21 protein-coding genes are annotated in these 22,716 nt (G+C 69.1%); 11 read left to right on the forward strand and 10 right to left on the reverse strand.

Annotated features, from left to right (window positions below; all coding sequences use genetic code 11):
* Positions 1-4 precede the first annotated feature (4 nt).
* The 5 genes from FNH13_RS07215 to FNH13_RS07235 are packed head-to-tail and all read right to left on the reverse strand — an operon-like array spanning position 5 to position 5,983.
* Complete coding sequence (locus FNH13_RS07215; RefSeq protein WP_143782833.1) at positions 5-2,398, reverse strand: LuxR C-terminal-related transcriptional regulator; 2,394 nt, start codon at positions 2,396-2,398, stop codon at positions 5-7.
* 48 nt (positions 2,399-2,446) lie between these two features.
* Positions 2,447-3,307: a hypothetical protein gene (locus tag FNH13_RS07220; protein WP_143782834.1), complete on the reverse strand. Its 861-nt coding sequence runs from the start codon at positions 3,305-3,307 to the stop codon at positions 2,447-2,449.
* A 56-nt stretch (positions 3,308-3,363) separates the two neighbouring features.
* Entirely contained in the window at positions 3,364-4,236 is an 873-nt protein-coding gene (locus FNH13_RS07225) for an alpha/beta fold hydrolase (RefSeq protein ID WP_143782835.1), read from the reverse strand.
* 40 nt (positions 4,237-4,276) lie between these two features.
* Positions 4,277-5,023, reverse strand: coding sequence for an SDR family oxidoreductase (locus FNH13_RS07230; RefSeq protein WP_143782836.1), 747 nt, complete (start codon positions 5,021-5,023; stop codon positions 4,277-4,279).
* Positions 5,024-5,068: 45 nt separating this feature from the next.
* Positions 5,069-5,983 carry a LysR substrate-binding domain-containing protein gene (locus tag FNH13_RS07235; RefSeq protein WP_143782837.1) on the reverse strand — a complete coding sequence of 305 codons (915 nt, stop codon included), beginning with the start codon at positions 5,981-5,983 and terminating at the stop codon, positions 5,069-5,071.
* A gap of 75 nt (positions 5,984-6,058) precedes the next feature.
* On the opposite strand from FNH13_RS07235, the gene FNH13_RS19000 reads away from it, so the two are divergent.
* The gene (locus FNH13_RS19000; protein WP_165700048.1) at positions 6,059-6,208 is read left to right on the forward strand and encodes a hypothetical protein; all 150 of its coding nucleotides are present in this window, start codon (positions 6,059-6,061) and stop codon (positions 6,206-6,208) included.
* Between the two features lie 184 nt (positions 6,209-6,392).
* Here the strand turns inward: FNH13_RS19000 and FNH13_RS07240 are convergent, their stop codons facing one another.
* The 3 genes from FNH13_RS07240 to FNH13_RS07250 all read right to left on the reverse strand — a co-directional run bounded on the left by FNH13_RS07240 (position 6,393) and on the right by FNH13_RS07250 (position 10,454).
* Positions 6,393-6,632, reverse strand: coding sequence for a hypothetical protein (locus FNH13_RS07240; protein ID WP_143782838.1), 240 nt, complete (start codon positions 6,630-6,632; stop codon positions 6,393-6,395).
* Positions 6,633-6,822: 190 nt separating this feature from the next.
* Positions 6,823-7,473 carry an NAD(P)H-binding protein gene (locus FNH13_RS07245; protein ID WP_143782839.1) on the reverse strand — a complete coding sequence of 217 codons (651 nt, stop codon included), beginning with the start codon at positions 7,471-7,473 and terminating at the stop codon, positions 6,823-6,825.
* A gap of 242 nt (positions 7,474-7,715) precedes the next feature.
* Positions 7,716-10,454: an ATP-binding protein gene (locus FNH13_RS07250; protein ID WP_143782840.1), complete on the reverse strand. Its 2,739-nt coding sequence runs from the start codon at positions 10,452-10,454 to the stop codon at positions 7,716-7,718.
* A gap of 180 nt (positions 10,455-10,634) precedes the next feature.
* Between FNH13_RS07250 and FNH13_RS07255 the strand changes: the two genes are divergently transcribed.
* The 7 genes from FNH13_RS07255 to FNH13_RS07285 all read left to right on the forward strand — a co-directional run bounded on the left by FNH13_RS07255 (position 10,635) and on the right by FNH13_RS07285 (position 17,367).
* Positions 10,635-11,585 carry an ABC transporter ATP-binding protein gene (locus FNH13_RS07255; RefSeq protein ID WP_228266639.1) on the forward strand — a complete coding sequence of 317 codons (951 nt, stop codon included), beginning with the start codon at positions 10,635-10,637 and terminating at the stop codon, positions 11,583-11,585.
* Positions 11,586-11,616: 31 nt separating this feature from the next.
* Positions 11,617-12,336, forward strand: a complete 720-nt coding sequence (locus FNH13_RS07260; RefSeq protein WP_143782841.1) for an ABC transporter permease — start codon at positions 11,617-11,619, stop codon at positions 12,334-12,336.
* A 23-nt stretch (positions 12,337-12,359) separates the two neighbouring features.
* Entirely contained in the window at positions 12,360-13,250 is an 891-nt protein-coding gene (locus tag FNH13_RS07265) for a protein kinase domain-containing protein (RefSeq protein WP_143782842.1), read from the forward strand.
* 21 nt (positions 13,251-13,271) lie between these two features.
* A complete protein-coding gene (locus FNH13_RS07270; RefSeq protein WP_143782843.1) occupies positions 13,272-14,111 on the forward strand; it encodes an alpha/beta fold hydrolase in 840 nt (279 codons plus the stop codon).
* Positions 14,112-14,147: 36 nt separating this feature from the next.
* On the forward strand, positions 14,148-14,870 hold the full coding sequence (locus FNH13_RS07275; RefSeq protein WP_228266640.1) for a GOLPH3/VPS74 family protein: 723 nt from the start codon (positions 14,148-14,150) through the stop codon (positions 14,868-14,870).
* Between the two features lie 99 nt (positions 14,871-14,969).
* Positions 14,970-16,904, forward strand: a complete 1,935-nt coding sequence (locus FNH13_RS07280; protein ID WP_143782844.1) for a hypothetical protein — start codon at positions 14,970-14,972, stop codon at positions 16,902-16,904.
* A 175-nt stretch (positions 16,905-17,079) separates the two neighbouring features.
* A complete protein-coding gene (locus tag FNH13_RS07285) occupies positions 17,080-17,367 on the forward strand; it encodes a WhiB family transcriptional regulator (RefSeq protein WP_321169228.1) in 288 nt (95 codons plus the stop codon).
* 16 nt (positions 17,368-17,383) lie between these two features.
* On the opposite strand, the gene FNH13_RS07290 is transcribed toward FNH13_RS07285, so the two are convergent.
* Positions 17,384-18,250, reverse strand: coding sequence for a hypothetical protein (locus FNH13_RS07290; protein WP_143782845.1), 867 nt, complete (start codon positions 18,248-18,250; stop codon positions 17,384-17,386).
* Between the two features lie 104 nt (positions 18,251-18,354).
* Here FNH13_RS07290 and FNH13_RS07295 point away from each other — a divergent pair, with 104 nt between their 5' ends.
* Entirely contained in the window at positions 18,355-18,648 is a 294-nt protein-coding gene (locus FNH13_RS07295; protein ID WP_143782846.1) for a GNAT family N-acetyltransferase, read from the forward strand.
* 41 nt (positions 18,649-18,689) lie between these two features.
* On the opposite strand, the gene FNH13_RS07300 is transcribed toward FNH13_RS07295, so the two are convergent.
* Positions 18,690-19,727 carry an Ltp family lipoprotein gene (locus FNH13_RS07300; protein ID WP_143782847.1) on the reverse strand — a complete coding sequence of 346 codons (1,038 nt, stop codon included), beginning with the start codon at positions 19,725-19,727 and terminating at the stop codon, positions 18,690-18,692.
* A 98-nt stretch (positions 19,728-19,825) separates the two neighbouring features.
* On the opposite strand from FNH13_RS07300, the gene FNH13_RS07305 reads away from it, so the two are divergent.
* Together FNH13_RS07305 and FNH13_RS07310 are read left to right on the forward strand one after the other, a co-directional pair.
* Complete coding sequence (locus FNH13_RS07305) at positions 19,826-20,536, forward strand: B3/B4 domain-containing protein (RefSeq protein WP_143782848.1); 711 nt, start codon at positions 19,826-19,828, stop codon at positions 20,534-20,536.
* A gap of 81 nt (positions 20,537-20,617) precedes the next feature.
* Positions 20,618-22,702 carry an LTA synthase family protein gene (locus FNH13_RS07310; protein ID WP_143782849.1) on the forward strand — a complete coding sequence of 695 codons (2,085 nt, stop codon included), beginning with the start codon at positions 20,618-20,620 and terminating at the stop codon, positions 22,700-22,702.
* Positions 22,703-22,716 lie beyond the last annotated feature (14 nt).

Here is a 22,716-nt window from a genome sequence, read left to right on the forward strand (position 1 = left end):
TCCCTCACGCCTCGTTGCCTCTCGCCTGCTCGACGCCCTCGCTGAGCACATCCTCGTGGCGCAAGACCCAGGAGATGGCCTCGGATCGACCGCGCACGCCGAGCTTGCGATAGATGCTCGAGGTGTGGTGCATGACGGTCTTGGCGCTGATGCCGAGCTGGACGGACAGCTCCTTGTTGGAGGCGCCCGAGGGCAGGCTGGCAAGCACCTCGCGCTCACGTTCGGTGAGGTCTTCGGGGCGCGGGCGCAGGCCGGTGGTGTCTTCCAGCGGCGCGACCATGCGGATCACGGGAGCCGTCGCCAGCGACCGCACATAACGCAAGGCGTCCTCGCCCGCTCCCTGCAGGAGGGCCAGCGCCTCCTGGTGGCTGGACGGCAGCGCCAAGTCGGGCTGCGGTCCACTGATGGTCTCGCCGTAGTCACGCAGCATCCACGGCGGCGGCGCCGGCAGAAGCACCTGGCTGAAGGGGCGCAGGGCACTCCGGAGTCGGGTCGCGACGTGCGCGTCACCACGGGCGTGGGCCAGCAGCAGCACCGTCAGGGTGGGAGTGAGATAGCGCCGCGGGTTGCCCGAGGCACGGGCATGCCGCAGCGCCTCCAGGGCCAGGGTCGCGGCGGTGTCGAGGTCACCGGCGTGCAGTGCAGTCATCGTCCCGCTTGGCAGGATCCAGGACAGCGAGCGGTTGTCCTGCACGAGCCGGGCAGAGTCCAGCAGTTCCGCAAAGCTGGGCACGTCGCTGCCGATCGGCGTGCCCGGCGGCAGGGTCCGCAGCAGCGCCGCCGGCAGCAGCATGACCCGAGGGTTGCGGAGGCGCTGCGCCCGCTCGAAGGCGGCGCGTGCGCAGCGCAGCGCCTCGTCGACGTCACCGCGCTGGTGCGCCAGCATCCCGGCCCAGGCCTCGAAGGACGTCATCGCCGCGACGTCGCCGAGCTGCTCTGCCAGCTCTTGGCCTTGTCGGCACAGCGGCTCCACGGCGCTCCGGTCGCCCATCACGCGCCCGGCCAGCACCGACAGCATCAGCACTCGGGTCAGCAGTTGCTCACCGAGTGGCTCTGCCAGCTCCCGGGCCGCCTGCAGGTCCGGCAGGGCCGCGGCCACGCCTGCGGCATCCGTGGCCAGTTCGGCACCGACCAGCCCACGCCAGGCCAGCAGCATGGCCCGCAACCCCTGGTCGATCTCGTGCTCCTCGGCCAGCCCTAGGACCCGGTCGATCCAGCCCTTCTCCTGGGCAGTCACAGCCTGGCTGAACCAGCACGGCACGATGCCCAGCAGCAGCTGGGCAGCCACCTCGACGTCGCCACCATCGACCGACCGCTGCAGGGCGGCCATGATCTCTGGCTCCAGCTCCGCAGCCAGGCCCAGGGCATCGGTCGTCATGCCTGAGACCGTCAACATGCGGGACTGGTGCGCCACTCCCAACGCCCATTGCGTATGCCGTGCGCTGAGTTCGGCGGCACGCTCCGGCCGGTGCGACAACAGTTGAGCGGCGCGCTCGCGCACCAGCGGCGACAGCCGGTAGGCGCTGCCGGTGTCGTAGTGAAGCGGCTCCACCAGGTGCGAGTCCACGAGCGCGGCGAGGTGGTTGACCAGACCGTCCTGCTCGGTCACCTCCGCGACGGCCTCCAGCGGCACCGATGACGCAAAGACAGCAAGGTCGGCGAGCAGCGCCCTGGGCGCCTCGTCCAACAGGGACTCGCTCCAGGCGATGGCGGTGAACAGATCCCGACTGCCCGACAGCGGCTGCGCGGCGATGACGGTCGACGGGGGCGACTCGGTCAGCAGCTCGCGCAGCATCGCCGGTGGCAGGGTGGGGGTGCGAGCTGCGGCCATCACGATCGCACCGGGGTTGCCGCCGAGGGCGCTGCAGATGGCGGCGATGTCCTCCAACGTCTCCCGGTCTGGCGTGATCATGGCCCCGCTGCGCTCGGCACGGTCGAGGAAGAGACGGACCGCCGGCTGCCCGGCATACGTCTCGGGGTCCTCAGACAGGTCGGGCTCGGGCAGGGCGGGCACGCGGACGACGGCCTCGGCCGGCAGGTGCAGGGGCGCGCTCGCGGTCACGATCAGCTGGGCGTCGCGCTGGGTGGCCAGCGCACGGGCCAGCGCGTGCGCCGCGTCCGGGGCAGTGTCGGCGTCGTCGACCACGACCACGTCAGAGAGTGCGGCAGCCTCGAGCACGATCCGGCACAGCGCGCCCGGCTGGGTCGCGCGGCGAGCGTCCACGAAGGGCACCTCGTGGTGCGGCGGGGCACCGTTGACCAGCGCCCGGGCCATGCTGGTCCTGCCCACGCCCGGCAGGCCGGTCAGCGTCAGGACGCGCGTGCTGTCCTGGGCGAGCAGCCGCCGCGCAGTCCTGAGCAGATCCTCCCGCGCGTGGAGCATCTTGCGCCACGGCATACGGGCAGTATGCCAGTGACCGATGGGGCCGGTGGGGCAACGCGTCCGTCAGTCCACGCCGGCGTCGAAGCCCTGCTCCCACACCAGTTCGGTCGCATCGGCTCCCAGTGCGCGAGCGAAGCTGGAGATGTCCTGCTCGGTGCGCTCCTGCCAGATGTTCGTCACGCCGGGGCGTCGCAGCATGGGGGCGCCGGGTGCGGGCGGCTCGAGATAGCCGTCGCGCAGGAGGACGACCTCGTTGCGCCGGGTCTGCCCGTCGTAGCAGGTGATGCGGGTGCGGCTGCCGTCCCCGTCGGGGACGACACAGATCGTGAGCACGCCCCGATCCAGCCAGGAGCTGAAGCTCTCCATCGACCCACCGCCCAGCACCAGGGCGGCGCCCAACTGCCGCGGCTTGGCGTGGACGTCGAGCTCGGCGGGTGAGCCGAACGCGTCCACCCAGTCGTATTCGTTGCCGAGGTAGTCATCGACGATGACCAACGACGGCACCCGGTGCGCGAGGGCGTCCGCGAGCTTCTCCGGGGCGCTGGAGCCGCCCATGACGCGCAGGTCGAGCACGCGCAGGCGGTCATCGATCCAGGTGTCGTGCGCGCTCGTCTCCAGCAGCGCCCGTGGCGGCAGACCCAACCCACCAGCGCCCACGGCCAACCAGAGCTCCTGCGTGGTCACTGCCCGAGAGGCGATCACCACCGAGAGCCCTTCTCCGGCGCCCCACGCGGCCATCCGGGCGAGGATCTGCAGCCGCAGACTCTGGGGAGCGTGCACGGCCGTCGTCTCAGCGATCGGGATGCCCTCGGTGACGGCGTCGAGCGCGGGCCAGCCGGTGCCGATGCGAGGCCGGGACCGGGTGAACCAGCTGCGCAGCTCGGAGATGCTCGGGACCGGCTCTGGCTCGTGCGGGATCGACATCGACTCAGTGTGGCAGCCCCTTCTGACAGTGACCCGCTGTGCACCAGGCCCCGGAGTCAGCCGTCCTCTGGGACTGGAGGAGATGAGTCGTCCGCGATGAACTCGCGCAGCAGTAGTGCGAAGCGGTCCGGGTCCTCCAGGTGCGGGAAGTGACCGGCTCGCTCAAACACCTCCACCCGACAGTCCGGGACCGCCTTCTGGGCGCTCAGGGCGTGCCACGCGGGGATGATCCGGTCATGCGACCCCCACACGACGAGAGTGGGGACGGCGTTCTCCGGGTCCAGGCGGCCGACTGCCGTGATGCTCTGCCCGCCCACGTCGATGACCGCCCGTGTCGTGGCGAGGAAGGCGCGCCTGCTCTCGCTGTCCGCAAGGGCGGTGAAACCGCGCCAGATCGCGTTGATGTCCGAGCCCGGCCGCCACCCCACCTTCCTCATCCCGTTGCTCAGCGCCATGGCCCGCGAGGTCACGGCCGTCGAGGCCGCGATCCGCAGCACCTGGTCTGCACCGGGGAGCGTGGCGGACCGCAGCAGGGGGTTCACCTCCCGGCCCAGCCCCCCGCTGGCGATCAGCACCACGCGGTCCACGCGCTCGGGGAAGAGGTAGTGGAACTGCATCGTGATGCCGCCGCCGAGCGAGTGCCCGACGAGGGTGACCCGCTCGATCTCGAGGTGGTCGAGCAGGTCGCGCAGCGTCGCGGCGTGGGCACCGAGGGAGTAGTCACCCATCGGCTTGGCTGACTCGCCGTGGCCGAACAGGTCGGGGACGATCACCCGCTGCGTGTCGTCGATCTCGTCGATCAGCCGACGCCACTGCCGCTGGGTCCCCAGGAGGCCGTGGATGAAGAGCACAGGGGCTCCCGACCCACTGTCGGTGTAGGAGAGCTCTTGGCCGTGCAGCTCAACCGTCCTGCTCGCGGTGCTGGGCATGCGTCACTCCTTCGAGTCGTCGGCGACACGTCTGGTCAGTTCATCGTGACAGGTAGCCTCCGTCGACCGGGATGTAGGCACCGTTGGCGAAGGACCAGGAGTCAGCCGAGACCGCGGCGACAACCTCGCCGATCTCAGCCGGCTGACCGATGCGCCCGGCCGGGTGCAGTGCGACGAGGCCAGCCCGGCCCTCATCGTCCAGGTTCTTCAGGATGTCGGTCTCGATGAATCCGGGGCCGATGGCGAGCGTGCGGATGCCTGCAGCGGCATACTCCAGCGCGGCCTGCTTGGTCAGGCCGACCACCGCGTGCTTGGCCGCGACATAGGGACCGGCTCCCGGGAAGGCCACCTGGCCCAGGATCGAGGAGATGTTGACGATCACACCGCCGCCGGTCGCGAGCATCGCTCTGATCTGGGCGCGCATGCCGAAGAAGACGCCGTCGAGGTTGATCGCGATGATGCGTCGCCACTCATCGTCGTCAAAGTCCGCCAGGGCGAGCGGCGCCGGGCCGACTCCCGCGTTGTTGCAGGCCAGGTCCAGCCGGCCGTAGGTCTGCTTCGCGTGGTCGACCAGCGCGTCGTTCTGCTCGGCGGAGCTGGTGTCGCAGTGGAAGTAGGTCGCCTCGCCGCCCGCCTCTGTCACCAGGTCGACCGTCTCCTGGCCGCGGACGTCGTCGATGTCGGACACGACCACCTTGGCTCCTGCGCTCGCGTAGGCCAGTGCGACCGCTCGTCCGATGCCGGTGGCGGCTCCCGTGACGAGTGCGACCTTGCCGTCAAGTGTCATCTTGAGTGCTCCTTGGATAGCTGGGATGTGCTGGTCCCCATGATACTACGGTGTGTAGTAGTTCGAGACTGTGGGGGTGCGCTCGAGCGCATGCTGGTGGAACAGTCGTGCGGCGGGCAGCATCTGGCGCTCCTCGGACCAGGCGAGCCCGATCTCGCGGACGGCGAGGCGGTCGGCGAGCCGGAGGTGGCGCAACCCGGTGGGGGAGGGGTCGGTCCCGGAGGGCGGCGCCGGCGGGAGGATCGAGACGCCGAGTCCGGCCGCGACGAAGGCACGTGCGGTGGCGAGGTCCTCGCACACAAAGGCCAGCTGCGGCGTGAAGCTGGCGCGGCCGGCCAGTTCGTCGGTCCGCTCGCGCAATGCCGAGCCCGGTCGGAACAGCACGAACGGCTCGTCCGCGGCGTCCGACAGGTTGAGCGGTTTGTCACGGTCGGCGAGGGGGTGTCCCGCCGGCACGGCCAGGAGCAGGGGCTCGACCGCCAGCTGCGCCCAACGGGCCGCCCCGGGGTGGGGCCGCATGGTGGACAGCTCGAGGTCGATGCCGCTGCGGGGTCCGACGCTGGTGTCCGCCACCTCTGCCTGCGGTCGCAGCGCGAAGTGCACCTGCGGGTGGTCGGCGCGGAAGCTGCTGACCAGATCCGGCACCAGCCAGGTGCCGAGTGAGGAGTGGAAGGCCAGCGTGACCGTGCCGGTCTCGGAGTCGACCAGCTGGTGGACGGCGGCCAGGCCGTCGTCGAGTTCGTGGAGCAGCCGGTCCACGTGACGCTTGAAGGCCGCCCCGGCATGCGTCATACGCAGTGTGCGCCCCGAGCGGTGCAGCAGTGCGGTGCCGACCTCCTGCTCCAGGCGCGCCAGAGCCCGGGACACGCCCGGTTGGGTGGTGCCTTCCACCTCGCTCAGCTCGGTCAGCGTGATGCCGTCGGCCACCTGCTGGAACCACCGCAGATCACGTGTCTCCATGACATGACTATGACGCATGGATCAGATGTGTGCTAGTCATTCGACGTATGACGTGAGGTCAGAGACACTTGTGACATGACCAATTTCAGGGGCACCCAGACCATCGACAGCGACACTCGCACCGGGTTTGGCACCGTCATCCGTCGCGCGGCACTGGCGGTCTCCGCCTTCCTTGCCCCCAGCGGCGTGGGCCCGACCGTGCCCTATCGCGACGGCTCGCGCTGACCCCAGCTCCCCGGCTGAGTTCGGGCGGAAGCGACCACGCTCGGCGTCGCGAGGGTCGCGTCGGCACACAGTGCCGGGAGTATGCCGAGCAGCACCTCCACAGCCCCCGGCCAGGCGGCTGCCGGTCCACCGCCCAGCAACCCCAGTCCCACGACGCCCGGCAGCGTGGTGGTGTCGTGCTGGGTCAGCCCGCGCGGTCGTCGACCGGCACGTCCCCCTCGGTGTGCTTGGCGCAGTGCGCACAGCAATAGAAACGGCCATCGACCTCCGTGCCGTGCCCGATGACCTTGCAGCCGCAGTGCTCGCAGACCGGCGCCATCAGGTGCACCGCGCACTCGAAGCTGTCGAACGTGTGCGTGACTCCGGCTGCCGTCACCTCGAAGCTCTTGTCGTAGTCGTTGCCGCAGACCTCACAGACCGCCATGACGTCATCCTTTCCGTCAGATGCTGTGCCGGCCGGTCGGATCCGGCCGATACCTTCGACGCTAGGGGTCCGTGCCGCCGACCGCGACTGGACAGCCCTGTCCCGTCGTCCGGTCACCGCGGGGGTTGCGACCGCCGTCGCACTGCGCGACGCAGGCCCCAGAGGCGCGGTCGACCACAGCAGAAGCGCCTCAGCGGATGTTGGCCTGCACGGCGATGATGATCGGCGTCGAGCCCTGGTTGAGCTCGAGGATCTGACGACGGATCCGCGGCTCGTGGAGCAGCGCTGCCAGGGTGGCGGCAACGTCCTCGCGGGTGATCTCATCGTGCGGCTGTGCCGGGCCCAGGGCCACCGTGCCTGTCCCTGGGCGATCGACGAGCAGGGATGGCCGCAGGATCAGCCAGTCGAGGTCACTCTCGCTGACGGTGACGTCGATGAGCTTCTTCACGGCGAAGTAGAACTCCTCGTCCTCGCTGAGGCCCTGCCCGCGCCCGGCCTCAGGAAGCACTGACACCAACGCGAAGCGGTGGACGGCGGCCAGACCGGCTGCCTCGAGAGCCTTGACCACACCCTCACCGTCGATCGCGGCCGTCACCTCCCTGGCACCCCCGTTCGACCCGGCGGTGTAGACGAGGGCATCGACACCGTCGAGCATCGAGGCCAGCGAGTCGGCGGTCAGCCCGGCGAGATCCGCAACGCTGGCATCGACCCCTCGCGCGGAGAGGTCGGCTCGCTGCTGGTCGCGACGCACCAGACCCAGGACGTCGTCGCCGCGATCGATCAGCTGACCTGCCAGCAGCCTCCCGACTGCGCCGCTGACGCCGATGATGAAGACCTTCATGCGCACAACGCCCGTTCGACGCCCCGGAGCCGGACGTCACTCTCCACGAGCTCCATGGTGCTGGCCATGGCCGAGCAGATGGGGTCGTCACCGGCCGTTGTTTCGGTGGTCCAGCTCCTGCTCGTCCCGCGTGCGGTCATGCCGTCAGGTTCGCAGGACCGGCGACAGGTTCGCATCGGTAGAAGCCACCAAGTCTTCGTTGTCCCCCGGGGAAGAGCTCGACGCCGAGCGCGCCGACCCGGTCAGGGGAGCTGCATCTTTGCCAGCTGACGACGAGAGGTGATGCCGAGCTTGCGGAAGATGTTGCGCAGGTGGGCTTCGATGGTGCGTGGGCTGAGGAACAGCTGAGCACCGACCTCACGGGACGTCGCCCCGGTGGCCACCAGTCGCGCGACGTGCAGTTCGTGAGCGGTGAGCGCATCCGTGGGCTGGGCCGTCCGTTTGCGCGGATGCTCTCCGGTGGCGCGCAATTCGCGGGCGGCCAGCTCGGCGAAGGCCTCGGCGCCCATGTCCGACAGCAGTTTGTGGGCCGTGCGGAGCTGGTCTCGGGCATCTCGGCGACGGCCCTCACGGCGGAGCCACTCGCCATAGGCGAGGTGGGTGCGGGCGAGGTAGCCGCCCATCCGGCATTGCTGGAACTGCCCGATCGCCTCGCGGTATTGCTCCTCGGCTGACGATCCGGTGCCGGTCAGTGCCTGTGAGCGCGCTGCCATTCCGAGCGCCCACGGGGTGCCGGTGACGCGGGCTCGCGAGGTGAGTTGCTCGATCGCGGCGGCCGCACGCTCAGGCTCACCGATGCGCCACGCAGCTTCGATGAGTTCGGGATGGGCCAGGTTGCTGTGGTTCAGCTCGTCGGATTCGAAGGCACGCGCCGCAGCCTCGTAAGCCGCGGGGTAGTCGCCCAGACTGTTGTGGAGCACCGCGAGCCCGTATTGCGCCAGGGAGACCTCGTTGTCGTGCCCACGTCTGGCGGCTTCCCGGACCATGGTCGCGTGGATCTCGCCTGTCTCGTCCGAGCGGCCGCGCCAGGCGGCGAGGATGAGCTGGGCATGGAGCACAGGCGCTGCCGTCGTCGAGGCCGCGATCAAGATCTGCTCGTCTGCCCGGGTGAACTCTCCGGAGAGCACCAGCATGACGGACTGGACGAGAAGTGCAGTCGGGAGCGTCGCCAGCGCACCGGCCTCACGTGCCAGCCGCACGTGACGGTCCGCGAGTGTGTGGGCAAGCTCGTCGTCAAAGACGGCCATGGCCGTCCTGCTGACCAGCCACAACCAGCGGTGGTCGTCGCCGTGGCCGGCCGGTCCCACCCTCGGCTCGTGGTGGGTGAAGGCGAGCAGCGCTCGGCGCAGCTCGGGCACGCCTGCCTCGTAGCCGTGCGTGAAGGTCGTGACGAGACCATCGAGCAACAGGTCCGGAGGCCGCGGTGCCCCGCGGGGTGCAGGCGCGGCCCGAGCGGCCATGGCTGCCTCCAGCACGCCGCAGCCGGGGGTTCCGGTCACGAGGGCGGCGTCGAGAGCACGCAGGTAGGTCTCTCGGGCGAGCGTTGCATCGAGCGGGGTGAGAGTCTTGGCGGCGTCGAGCAGCATCCTCGGCGCCTCGCTGTCCCGGCTCTGGTGGTAGGCAATCTCAGCACGGAGCAGGTCGAGGCGTGCGAGTGGTAGGGCGTCCAGTGGCCCCTCGGCAGCGACCGTCAGCATCTTGAGGGCGACCTCGGTCGCACCGGCCTCCTGCTTGGCATGGGCGGCGTCCAACGCCCGCCGCGCACGGTGGGCACGATCTGGGGTCAACTCGGTCGCCCGCTGCAGGAACGCACCGGCAGCGGCCAACCCGCCACGGGCGCGGGCCCGGTCGGCAGAGTGCTCCAGCGCTGCGGCGGCGCCCTCATCGGTGCCCAGCACCCCCTGCCCGCGGTGCCAGGCGCGCCGGTCGGGGTCAACGTGCGGATCGGTTGCCTCGGCCAGCGCACCGTGGGCGCGTCGACGATCCGGTGCGTTGGCCGCCTGGTAGACCGCCGAGCGCACCAACGGATGTCGAAACCGCACGCGGGAGTCGATCTCCACCAGCTTGGCTGCTTCAGCGGGCGTGGCAGCCTCTCGGGCGATCCCCAACTGCTCGGCCGCGCGCCACAGCAGGTCGGCCTCACCGGTCGGCTCGGCCGCGGCGACCAGCAGCAACAGCTGCGTCTCGTCCGGCAGGCTGGCAGAGCGGTGGCGGAAGCTGTCCTCGACACGGCGCGGAACGTCCGTGCCATGGGGCAGCCCGAACCCGCCGGCCAGTGGTGTGTCCTGCGTGCCGCGGGGTAGCTCCAGCAGCGCCAGGGGATTGCCGCGGGCCTCGGCCACGATCCGGGCGCGCACCACCTCATCCAGCGGTGCGCGGACGGTGGTCGTCAGGAGTGCCTGGGCATCGGCCTCGCCGAGCCGGTCCAGACGCAGTTCTGGCAATCCGGAGAATGGCAGGGCGTCGCCTTCGTCAGAGTCGCGCACTGCGAAGACCAGTGCGAACCGCTCAGCTCCTACCCTCCTGGCCACAAATGCCAGGACCTGGGCGGACGCCTGGTCGAGCCACTGTGCGTCGTCCACCAAGCACAACAGTGGCGTCTCCTCGGCGGCCTCGGCCAACAGGTGCAGTGTCGCCAGCCCGACCAGGAACGGGTCCGGTGCAGCACCGGCTTGCTGTCCGAAGGCCACACCGAGGGCAGCCTGCTGCGGGTCCGGAAGTGCCCCGGCCCGGTCCATCAGCGGTGCGCACAGCTGGTGCAGCCCCGCAAAAGCAAACTGAGTCTCGGACTCCGCGCCGTCCGCGGTCTCGACCCGGAACCGCGACGTGACTGCGGTGTCGCGGGCGTAGTCCAGCAGCGCGGTCTTGCCGATGCCGGCTTCCCCGCGCAGTACGAGTGCACCACTGTGCCCGGACCGTGCCCGGGCGAGCAGCTGGTCGACCGCCTCGCACTCCGTGCTCCGGCCCAAGATGCCTGTCATGTGTGCTCCTTCGGGCGGACTAGGCCAGTCTCACCGATCCGAACTACTTGCGCCAGACCCACTTTCGCGGCCCGCGGCACCGTGGGTGATCAGGGATCTCTACCGACGCGAAGACCCCACCCCCGCTGCCAGCCTGGTTGCACAGCAACGACCAGTAACCAACGCGTGGAGGTTTTCGGCATGGGACAACTCACAGACATGACCGCGGCGAGCGACCGCCGGCTCGATAGGGGCCGGCCCTCCGCGCCCGTCATCGAGGTGGAGTCACTGAACGTGACCTACGGCGATTTCCGGGCGGTGAAGGACCTGTCCTTCCAGGTGCAGCGTGGAGAGGTCTACGCACTGCTCGGCACCAACGGGGCGGGCAAGACCTCGGCGCTGGAAGTGATCGAAGGTCACCGCAGAGCCTCGTCCGGCAGGATCCAGGTGTTCGGGACGAGCCCGACGGACCGTGCTGCGGTGCGATCCAGGACGGGGATCATGCTCCAGGAGAGCGGGTTCGCCGCCGACCTGACCGTCGCGGAGTCGGTCCGACTGATCGGCCGGCTCAGCGGTCGCTCCGACACGGTCACGCGGATCCTCGAGGTCGTCGACCTCACCAGCAAGGCCGACACCCGGGTGGCGCAGCTGTCCGGTGGCGAGAAGCGCCGTCTCGACTTCGCCACCGCGGTCTACGGACGGCCTGAGCTGATCATCCTGGACGAGCCCACCACCGGGCTGGACATCCAGTCCCGCGACGCCCTCTGGTCGGCCGTCGAACAGCTCCGGCAGGACGGCTCCACCATCATCCTGACGACTCACTATCTGGAGGAGGCCCAGCAGCGAGCTGACCGCATCGGCCTGATGCACCAGGGCACCTTCCGGCTTCAGGGCACAGTGGCCGAACTGACCGGCACCCTGCCCGCGTCGATCCAGTTCACGCTCCCACCTGGCGCGCCGACACCGCCCCTACCCTCCGGCTCGGCGGACGCGGGGCACGTGCTGATCGAGACCTTCCAGCTGCAGCGCGACCTCAAGCAGCTCCTCGACTGGGCGGAGGACCACCGAGTCGAGTTGATCGACCTGGCTGCCGCGCCCACCCGGTTGGACGACGTCTTCCGCGCCATCGACACCACCCCAGCGCACTCCTGAACTCCCTGAACGATCTGACAAGGACCTCATCATGTTGACCATTGCCTACAGCGAACTGACCCAGATCCTCCGCGACCGGACCGCGTTCTTCACCAGCCTCATCATGCCCGTCGCGGCCAGCATCTATTTCATCTACAACCGCGACCTGTTCCTCGGCGACAGGGGCCTGGGTTATATCGCGGTCCTGCTCATCTTCACCATCGCCGCGTTCAGCCTCTACAGCACGGTGGTGACCACACTGGCCGCCCGGCGACAGAACCTGTTCCTCAAGCGACTGCGATCCACCGCGGCCTCTGACCCAGCCATCCTGTCCGGGCTGGTGCTCCCCGTCAGTCTGATCTCCCTGGCCCAGGTGGGACTCATCCTGGTCGCCTTCGCTGTGGTCACCGACCTGCCGGCCAACATCCCGCTCCTGGTGGTGGCGATCGTTGCCACGTTCATCATGATGCTCGCCCTGGGGATGGCCACCGCTGGGCTGACGAACTCGTCCGAGCGCGCCCAGATCACCACGCTCCCGGTCAGCCTGGGCATCATCACAGTCGGCATCTGGGTCGGTGTGACCGGCACCGAGAGCCTCTCGCTGATCAAGCGGTTGCTCCCCGGAGGGTCAGCGACCGAGCTGATCATGCACGCCTGGAACGGCGGCTCTTCCATCGGCGACTCGCTCCTGCTGCTGGCCCCCACCCTCGCCTGGGTTGTCGCCTCCATCGCACTAGCCGCCCGGCTCTTCCGCTGGGAACCACGCCGATGAACGCCAGCGGCCCGGAGACCATCGTGAGCACGCGGCGAGTCCTGAACGGACGTTATGTGGTGGGCGAGGTCATCGGGTGGGGCGGGATGGCCAAGGTCCACCTGGGGCGTGACCTGTGCTCCGGCCACTCCGTGGCCATCAAGGTCCTGCGCCAGGACCTGGCCCACAACCCCCTGTTCCACCCCAGGTTCCGGCGCGAGGCGCAGGCGCTGGCCGGTCTCCACCACCCCGCGATCGTCTCCGTGCATGACACCGGGTTCGAAGAACTCGACGATGGCTCCGCGACGGGGACCCGCGCCCCCTTCATCGTCCTGGAGTATGTCGCAGGCCGGTCCTTGCAGGATCTCCTCACGGGCGGCAGTCCAGCACTCCGGGAGTCGATCCGATATCTGGTGGGAATCCTCTCGGCGCTCGAGCACAGTCACGCGGCAGGCATCGTCCATCGCGACATCAAACCCGCGAACGTGATGATCACGCCTGCAGATGCCGTCAAAGTCGTGGACTTCGGGATCGCCCACGCACATGGGGATCCCGCCGCGACGGTGACTCAGCACCATGCCTTCCTCGGCACCCCCTCGTATGTCTCCCCGGAGCAGGTCCGCGGTGAGGCCGCAGATCCCCGCAGCGACCTCTACTCCGCGGGCTGCGTGCTCTACGAACTCCTGACCGGGCGACCACCCTTTGTCGGGGATGACCCGGTCTCGGTTGCCTACCAGCACGTCCACGAGGAACCCGACCGGGTGAGCCTCCACCGCTCGGGCCTCACCCCTGCCCTTGACGTCGTGCTCAAGAAAGCCCTGGCCAAGGACCGGAAGGACCGGTTCCGGACGGCACAAGCCTTCAGCGAGGCGCTCCAGTTCACGACGCACGCCATCGTGCACGACGACACCAACCACCACGCGCACTGCGCCTGAATCACGAAAAGGAAAGAGATCGTGGGATACGTCACTGTTGGCAACGAGAACAACACGCCGGTCGAGCTGTACTACGAGGACCGAGGTGCGGGTCAACCCGTCGTGCTGATCCACGGGTATCCGCTGAACGGACACAGCTGGGAGCGCCAAACCCCCGAGCTGCTCGCCGCCGGGCACCGCGTGATCACCTACGACCGTCGCGGCTTCGGCCAGTCATCAAAGGTCGGCACAGGTTACGACTACGACACCTTTGCCGCCGACCTGAACATCCTTCTGGAGACCCTGGACCTGCGGGACGTCGTCCTCGTCGGCTTCTCGATGGGCACCGGTGAACTCGCCCGCTACATCGCACGCTATGGCCACGAACGAGTCGCCAAACTCGCGTTCCTCGCCTCATTGGAGCCCTACCTCATCGCCCGTGACGACAACCCCGAAGGCGTTCCTCAGGAGGTCTTCGACGGAATCGAGGCCGCGGCAAAGAGCGACCGCTATGCCTGGTTCACGCAGTTCTTCGCCGACTTCTACAACCTCAGCGACAACCTCGGGGTCCGGATCAGCCAGGAGGCGGTGGACAGCAGCTGGAATGTCGCCGTCTCCAGCGCCCCCGCCGCGGCCCACGCCGTCGTCTCCTCCTGGATCGAAGACTTCCGCGCCGACGTCGAGGCGGTCCGCGCCAGCGGCAGACCCGCGCTCATCCTGCACGGCACAGCGGACAACATCCTGCCGATCGACGCCACCGCCCGCCGCTTCCGCCGTCTCCTGCCCGAGGCGCGCTACGTGGAGATCGAGGGCGCCCCGCACGGGCTGCTGTGGACGCACGCCGACGAAGTCAACGCCGCCCTGCGTTCCTTCGTCGCCTGAGCCGACGAGGACGCCGCCGCGAGGAGGCAGTCAGACATGGACGAGAAGACGCAAGACATGGACAAGAAGCAGTCAGACATGGATGAGAAGACGCCGGAGCGGGACGATCTGTTGATCGTCGATGACCTCATGCTGCTCCTGCTGGACGATGACGGCGCGTCCATCCAGGCCGCCGGCAGCCTCTACTACACCCTCGGCGGTGCAGTGCTCACCGAGCTCGCGCTGCTCGGCCGGCTGGAGGTCGATGACACCGGGGTTCTGAATGGTCCGCGCGTCACGCCGTCCGAGGATGCTCCGCTGCCCGACCCACTGCTGCAGGCCGCCTACGACATCGTCGCCGCCAAGACCCAGCGTGTGCAACCGCTGCTCGTCGCGATCGGCGCCGACCTGTGGCGCGTGGTGCTCGACCGACTCGTGGCCCGCGGCCTGATCCAGCGCGCTGAGTCACGGATCCTTGGCGTCTTCCGCAGCACGAGGTGGCCAGCCACTGACGAGCAGCACGAGGCGCAGCTGCGAGCTCGGATCCGACGCGTGCTGGAGGACGGTGAGACGCCCGATCCTCGCACGGCGGCGACCATCGGGCTCCTCTACGCCAGCGGGGCCATGCCCTCGCTGCGCCCAGCACTTCCGTGGACGTCGACGACGGTGACCCGCGCCCAGGACCTCGCACGCGGCAACTGGGGATCCGAGGCGGTCGCCACCGCGGTGACCCGCACGGCGGCGAATGTTGCCGCAAGCGTCGCGATCGCCACCCGGTGAGCACCAGCTCCCCGGTTGTCCGGCGGCCCATGGGAGAAGCCGACTCCGACGAGGCCCCGGCTGAACCGCCCAGGTGACCACTCGACATACCCTGTCGCCATGGGACCCCAACCGACGTCGATCGTGTCGATCACGACGCCGGAGGAGGCCCGTGCGCTGGGCGAGCACCTGCTGAACCGCAAGCGCACGCGACCGGTCTGTGTCGTCTCGGTCGCAGACCAGGCGACGACGCCGTTCATCGACGTCGGCGAGGTGGCGCGCGAGCTGGGGGAGGTGTGTGAGTACTACCTGGTCCCAACGGGCCGGCTCACCTTCGCGCTCACCGACCTGCTGCCCGAGGCGGCCGGCGTCTACGGCGGGGCTGGCCGTATCTACGGCCCCGCGGACGAGTGGACCGCCAACCCGTTCACCGGGTGCCCGCTGGTGATGTGCCGTGAGGTGGCTCGGGGACCGGCGGCGACCGACCAGCTGATCCAGCAGGGCCTGCGGTTCGGCGGATCGAGCACCAGCACCGTGGCCCCGACCAGCCGACACAGCACGTTCACGGTCAAGCAGATCTATCCCCCGAGCCGGGCGCTCGCGGTCGACGCCGACGGACAGTTCGCCTCGCTCTGGGCAGAGTCGCTCCTGCCCGGTGTCGACATCGATTCCCTGGTCGTCCCCGGCCAGCGGATCGAGGGGCGGGTCGTCCTCGGTGCCGGGCGGATCGCCCCCGCCGACCTGCCGCGGCCCAGCGCGCAGGCACTGCGGGAGTATGCCGTGGGCTCGGTCGTCCTGGTCCGCGTCGCCGAGGTGCTGGTCGACCGGGCGAGCGTCGAGCTGGTCCCTGGGTTGCGAGCGGTGCTGCACCGCGACGACGTCACCGGCAACCCGATCGACCGGATGACGTCCCTGGTCAGCGAGGGGGAGGTGCTGGGCGCCCGCGTGCTGCGCATCGGCGTGCCGGGCGGCAAGGGCTGGAGGCTCGGCACCCTCGACGTCGATGACGACGAGCCGCTGGTCACTGCACCCGCACTGCTGCCCGGTGGGCCGCCCTGGCTGCGGTCCGAGCAGATCGGCGTGGTTGCCCGGGTGGAGGCCGCGCCGCCCAGTGCCCCGACTGCCCCGGTGGCGGTGCCCAAGCCGGCGCCACCGCCCGGCGTGCCGGTCGCTCGGCCAGTCGCGCCGAAGCCGGCTCCCAAGCCGGGGCCGCCCGGTGTCGTGCAGGCACTTGCTCCCCAGCCCGTGCCGGTGCCTGTCCACAAACCTGCGCCGACCCCACCCCGTCCTGTGCTGCCCCCCGACGACTCCCCGCTGCTGCTGCGGCTGAGCGAGGCGGAGAAGGTCATCGGCGACCTCCAGCTCACCGTGGAGCGGCTCCGTGTGGAGCAGGCGCGGCTGCGCAACACCCTGCGCGACCTCGCCGGCCAGCCACCCCGCCCGGGGCAGGCCGAGGCACTGGCGGCCGCCGAGGAGGCGGAGGCCCTCCGGCAGCAGCGGTCTGACCTGGAGGGCACCGCGCGGTCGCAGGAGGCGGAGATCGATCGGCTGCGGGAGGAGGCGGCCAGCCAGCGGTTGGAGCTGCGTCGCGCCAAGCAGGACGCTCAGCGCGCGAAGCGGGCCCAGCGCGAGAGCGGCGAGGCGCCGACCGTGTGGTCCGACCCCGAGCGGCAGTTCCGCTGGGAGGTGGAGCAGGCGTGGGCCGTGCGGATCCCCGCCGCGGAGAAGCCCTCGCTGCCGCTGCGGGAGTATGTCGTGCTGCCCGGCTTCCTGGACTCCCTCGCCGAGACTGCGGGCATCGACCGGTCCAAGGTGGTGGACGTCGTGGTCGACATCGCGACTGGCCGCGTGCACGACATCCCCGCCCGCGAGACCCACCAGCTGCGGTCCGGCGACGGTGGTGCCCCGGCACGCACCCGGGAGGACGGCGCCACCTGCTGGCGGGTCGCCCTCCAGATCAACACCCCGAGCGCTCGGCGGCTGCACTTCTGGCAGCCACCCGGCCGCCCGCCCGAGCTGTCCTCGGTCCGGCTGCACGACGACTTCCAACCCTGAGGTGACGATGCACTTGCACGTGGACCCCGCGGCGAGCCAGCCCCGTCGTGCTGGGAGGCAGTAGTGGGCCTTGGGTCGAGATAGAAGATGTCGATGTCGTGCAGATAAGGCATCTGCCCGATGCGGTTGCCTACCTTAGACACGGACTCTGGAGGCAGCCGACGGAGGAGCGATCGTGCCGACCAGCCACCCCGGATCCATAGGACTGCTTCAGGCAGCGCGTGAGGTCACGGACCTCGCCTGCCGGCGGGAGCCTGAGCTCTACTTTGCTGACCGCCCGGAGCCGATCGAGCGGGCCAAGGCGCTCTGCGCCGAGTGCCCGATCCGCGAACTCTGCTTGCAGGCGGCCCTTGAGGCGGCTGAGCCGTGGGGCGTCTGGGGAGGCGAGCTGATCGAGCGGGGACGAATCCTGCCGCACAAGCGGCCGCGTGGACGTCCGCGGAAGAACCCGGCAGCCGCCTAATCCCGGAGGCCCGCTCCTACAAGAGATCGTCGTCGTCCGGCGGGATATCGCGCTCGACGTCGAGCACGTCTGCCCCCAGCGTCAGTGCAAAGGAGGAGATGTTCCGCGGGGTGCGCCCCTCCCAGATGTTGGTGACGCCGGCCCGACGGATCAGAGGCAGGTCGAGGCGGGGTTGCTCGAGATAGCCGTCACGCAGCAGCACTGTGCGGTTGCGCTTGGACACTCCCTCGTAGCCGCTGACCCGGGTGCGTGTGCCGTCGCTCTCCGGCACGATGCGGACCGTGAGGGCAGCACGGTCGAGCCAGTCGCTGAAGGTCTCCATCGAGAACGCACCCAGCACGAGAGTGCACCCGAGGCGCCGCGGGATGACGTTGAGGTCGAGGCGACGCTCGACCGGGTCCAGGGCCTCGTCCCACTGATGCTCAGAGTTGGGGTAGTCGTCGATGATGAGCACCCGCGGAGCCTTCCGCAGCAGCTCGGTGGCCACCTCCTCGTGCGCGTCATGACCACCAAAGACCCGCAGGTCCAGCACGCGGAGCCGGTCGTCGATCCACGCGTCGTGTTCGTGGCCTTCGAGCAGGGCACGGGGTGGCAGTCCCAGCCCGCCGGCGCCGACGGCGAGCCACAGCTCCTCCGTGGTGACAGCACGCGAGGCGATCATCGTGGCGTGTCCGTCACCCGCGGCCCACGCCGCCATCCGGGCCAGGACCTGCAGGCGCAGGTGCTGTGGGCCGCGCACCGCCGTCGTCCTGCCGACCGGGATGCCGTCCGTGACCGCATCGATCACTGGCCAGCCAGTGCCGATCCGAGGCTGGTCCGCCGTCAGTTTTTCCCGCAGCTCGGCGATGCTGGGCACGGGCTCAAACTCCTCTTTGCTCGCCATCGACAGATTGTCGCAGCGCGGTCTGACAGAGTTGGCCCACGCCGATCCAGGAAGGACTGATGCCCCATGGCCAGGACCATGCATGAGATGCCGGAGGGACAGCAGTGACCATCGAGGTGATCGACGCACCGGAGCGCACGCGCTATGAGGCCGTCCGCGACGGCACGGTCCTGGGTTTCGCCGAGTATCAGCGCACCCACGAGCTCGTCGTCTTCACCCACACCGAGATCGACCCCGCGTATGAGGGACAGGGCGTCGGCGGCACGTTGGTGCGCGGTGCCCTCGACCACGTCCGTGAGCTGGGTCTGAAGGCACTGCCCGTCTGCCCGTTCGTCCAGGCCTGGCTACAACGACACCCGGACTACGCAGACCTGGACTACCGCCGGGCCAAGGGCTGAGCGCCTGAGGCGACTGATCGGGCGTGCGGAGTCAGGCCTGGTCAGAGACCGACCTGGTCCACGCCATACGTGGCCTGCTCACGGGTGTAGCCGTCGCCGTACTCTGACGAGAGCTGATCGATCAGCCCTTGTCGGGAGAACGCCATGACATCCAGGTAGTTCTCCGCGGCCCTGACCGCCTGTTCGTTGTAGTCGACGTCGATGCGGTCGACGGCCACAGTCGCCTGGTCAACAGTGAACTGGCTGCCGTACTCGGAGGAGAGCTGGTCGATCAGACCGACCCTGGAGAACGGCATCGTGTCCAGGTAGTTCTCCGCGGCCCTGACAGCCTGCTCATCCCAGTCCACGTCGACGGTGTCGGCGGCGAACGTCGCGTCCTCGACGGAGTAGCCGTCGCCATACTCGGACGAGAGTTGGTCGATCAACCCCTGGTAGGAGAACGGCATCACCGAGAGGTAGTTCTCCGCCGAGCGCACAGCGTTTGACTGGCCGGCCGTCATGTCCGGCTCAGCCGCTGCTGCTTCTGCCTCCGCCTGGGCTGCAGCTTCTGCCTCGGCGGCTGCCTCTGCCTCGGCTTGGGCAGCTGCCTCAGCCTCAGCTTCTGCCTCAGCTTCGGCCTGCTCCGCCTCAGCCTCTGCCTTGGCGGCGGCTTCCGCCTCTGCTTCCGCCTGAGCCGCTGCCTCAGCCTCAGCCTCGGACGAGTCGACAGCCTCGGTCTCCTCCGGCTGTGCCTCCGTGGTTTCGGGCTTGGCCGACTCATCATTCGCGGCGGCCTGCACGACCTCTGGAGCGTCGGGATCGTCCACCAGGGCGCCCACGGCGGGGATCAGGAGCAGAGCCCCGATGGGCAGGAGGAACCGCTTCTTCTTGTACCAGGCCCGAGGCTGGTCGGCACTGCCCTGCTCCAGGTCAGGGGACGCGACGTGCTGCCACTGAGGGGTCGGCGCAGCGTCATCGACGAGGAGCTGCCACCCCTGCGGTGCTGGCGGCCACGAGGGATCGGGGGCCCACCCCTCTGGGGGCAGCCACCCGCTCGGGGGCACTGGCCAGCCTGGGGGAGTGTTGAACCGCAAAGCCATGGAGTGACCACGTCCATTCTGCGAATGCCACGTGCCACACGTGGCCAAACTGACCCCGGGCGCATCTCACGGGAGGGATGCCTAGACAATATCCGACCATGACTCACGGCCATGAACTGCTCGCCGGCGCCCACGTCGCCGAGGACGTCTTTGCGCTCTGCCCCGACTACCGCGCGCTGCTCGTCGTGGTCGACGGCATCACCCCGGCTCCCAGCGACGCCGCGAGTGAGGAGCTGCTGCTGGCCGCCGAGGCGCATGCCAACGAACTCCTCGCAGCGCAACCGGTGGATCAGTTGCCCCACGTGGAGGCGTGGCGCACGGCATACCGCGCCTTTGGGGCCAAGCCCCAGCGCACCCGCAACAGTCTCGAGGCCCTGACCCGGCGCGCTCCCGGTGGGTTGCCGCGCGTCAACCGGCTCACCGACGTCTACAACGCGGTCTCGGTGCTGCACCAGCTGCCCCTCGGTGGCGAGGACCTGAGCCGGTATGCCGGGCCCCCGCACCTCGTGCGCGCCACGGGGGAGGAGCCGTTCGACACCGTCGCCGAGGGCGTCGACGTGGTCGAGCGCCCCGAGCCCGGCGAGGTCATCTGGCGCGACGAGCAGGGCGTCACCTGTCGCCGGTGGAACTGGCGGCAGGCCCGCCGCACCCAGTTGCACGAAGGCACCACGACCGCGCTGTTCATCATGGACGCGCTCGGCCCGATGAGCGACGACGCGCTGCAGGCCGCCGCCGAGGATCTCGTCAGCCACCTGTCCGTGGGTATGCCGGTGCGCACCTGGCAGAGGTGGCTGCGCCCGGGCGACTGACGGGTCGGGCCCGGTTGCGCGCTGAGATGAACTTCGGGCGCGTTGTAGGTGTCTGGGCGGCAAACGGGGTACAACGGTGAGATGGCAACCGCGAGGACGCTGTCACAGGGCCACCGGGTGGAGGCCCCGGTCCATGGTGTGCAGCACCGGCGGGCGCGGTTGGTCCTGCCGCTGGTCGTCCTGGTCGCCATCCTGTGGATGGAGAGCGCCGTGCGGATCAGGACCGACGGTCCGTTCTTCGCGGTGGGGTTGGTCTACGCGACCCTCTTCGCGGCCGTCGCCGCCCTCTTCGTCTTCCTGGTCGCGAGCTTCTTCCACCAGGTGGCCCGGCACATCGTTGTGGGTCTGAGTCTGGCCGCGATCACTGTCGTCTTCCTGACACAGGTCCTCTACTACGACATCTTCAAGACCTACTACACGGTCTTTTCCGCGGCCAACGGTGGCCAGGCGGCGGAGTTCCTGGACGTCGTCATCGTCAAGGTCAACGAGAACCTTGCGTTCGTCACGCTCATCGCGCTGCCCCTCCTGCTGTTCCTCGTCCTTCCCAAGAAGGCCCCGTGGGCGCGTTATCGATACAGCTGGCGGGAGCGAGGTGTTGCCGCCGGGCTGGCGGCGGTGCTGTTCGGGGCGGCGCTGCTCTCGATCAACGTGGGGGACAAGGACCACGGCAGTGCCTATGACGCCTACTACCGCAACAACGAGCCGGTCGCGTCGGTCAGCCAACTGGGTCTGCTGACGACCATGCGGCTCGACCTGCAGCGCACCCTGCTCGGGTTTGAGCCTGGCGTCCCACCGCCGCCCCCGATGGCAATCCCGCCAAAGCCCTCCCAGGAGGAGCCGGCGGACAATCCCGCCCCGTCGAACCCCGATGGGGAGCCGGGACCGTCGGGTGACGGGACGGGCGTGCCGGTGGAGGAACCGGTCGTCTACGGCGACAACGCCATGGACATCGACTTCGAGGCTCTGATGGAGCAGGCCGGCGACGAAGAGCTCAAGAACATGCACCTCTACTTCAGCTCGCTCACGCCGTCGAGCAAGAACGAGCACACCGGCATGTTCGAGGGCTACAACCTGGTCTTCCTCACGGCTGAGGCCTACTCGCACTACGCCGTGGACGAGGACCTCACCCCGACGCTCTACCGGATGACCCACGAGGGCGTGAACTTCACCAACTTCTACAACCCGATCTGGGGGGTCAGCACCTCCGACGGGGAGTATGTCGCGACGACCGGGCTGATTCCCAAGAGCGGGGTCTGGAGCATGCTCAAGTCCGGTGACAACTCGATGCCGTTCGCCATGGGCAACCAGCTGGCTGCCCTGGGCTACAAGACGCTGGCCTATCACAACCACACCTACGACTACTACGGCCGCGACGTCTCCCACCCCAACCTCGGCTACGACTACAAGGGCGTCGGCAACGGGCTGGACGTCACCACGTCCTGGCCCGAGTCAGACGTCGAGATGATCGACGTGACGACGGAGGAGTTCGTCCACGACGAGCCCTTCCACGCCTACTTCATGACGGTCAGCGGCCACCTGCTCTACAACTGGGGCGGCAACGCGATGGCCGCCAAGAACCGCGACCTCGTCTCCGACCTGCCCTACAACGAGGCCGGACAGGCCTATATGGCCACCCAGATCGAGCTCGACCGGGCACTCGAGCTGCTCAACGAGCGACTCGAGGAAGCAGGGGTCGCAGACAACACCCTCATCGTGCTCAGCGCCGACCACTACCCCTACGGCCTGGAGAAGGAGGACCTCGACAACCTGGCCGGCCACGAGGTGGACAGCCGCTTCGAGCTGCACAAGTCCAGCCTGATCATCTATGCCCAGGGCATGGAGCCCGAGACCGTCGACGAGCCGGTGTCCAGCCTGGACATCATGCCGACGCTGTCCAACCTGATGGGTGTGGAGTTCGACTCCCGCCTCTTCATGGGCCGCGACGTCTTCGCCGACACCGACCCGCTGGTGATCTTCAACGATCGCAGTTTCATCACCGACAAGGGTCGCTACGACAGCGTCGCGCGGGAGTTCACCCCCAACGAGGGCGTCGAGGTCCCCGACGACTACCGACAGCTCATCTCAGACGAGATCGACCGGAAGTTCTACTACTCCGCCCAGATACTGGATCGCGACTACTACAGCCTCGTCCTTCCTGAGGACTGAGTGAACCGTGGAGT

The sequence above is a fragment of the Ornithinimicrobium ciconiae genome (assembly GCF_007197575.1).
Classification (GTDB): domain Bacteria; phylum Actinomycetota; class Actinomycetes; order Actinomycetales; family Dermatophilaceae; genus Ornithinicoccus; species Ornithinicoccus ciconiae.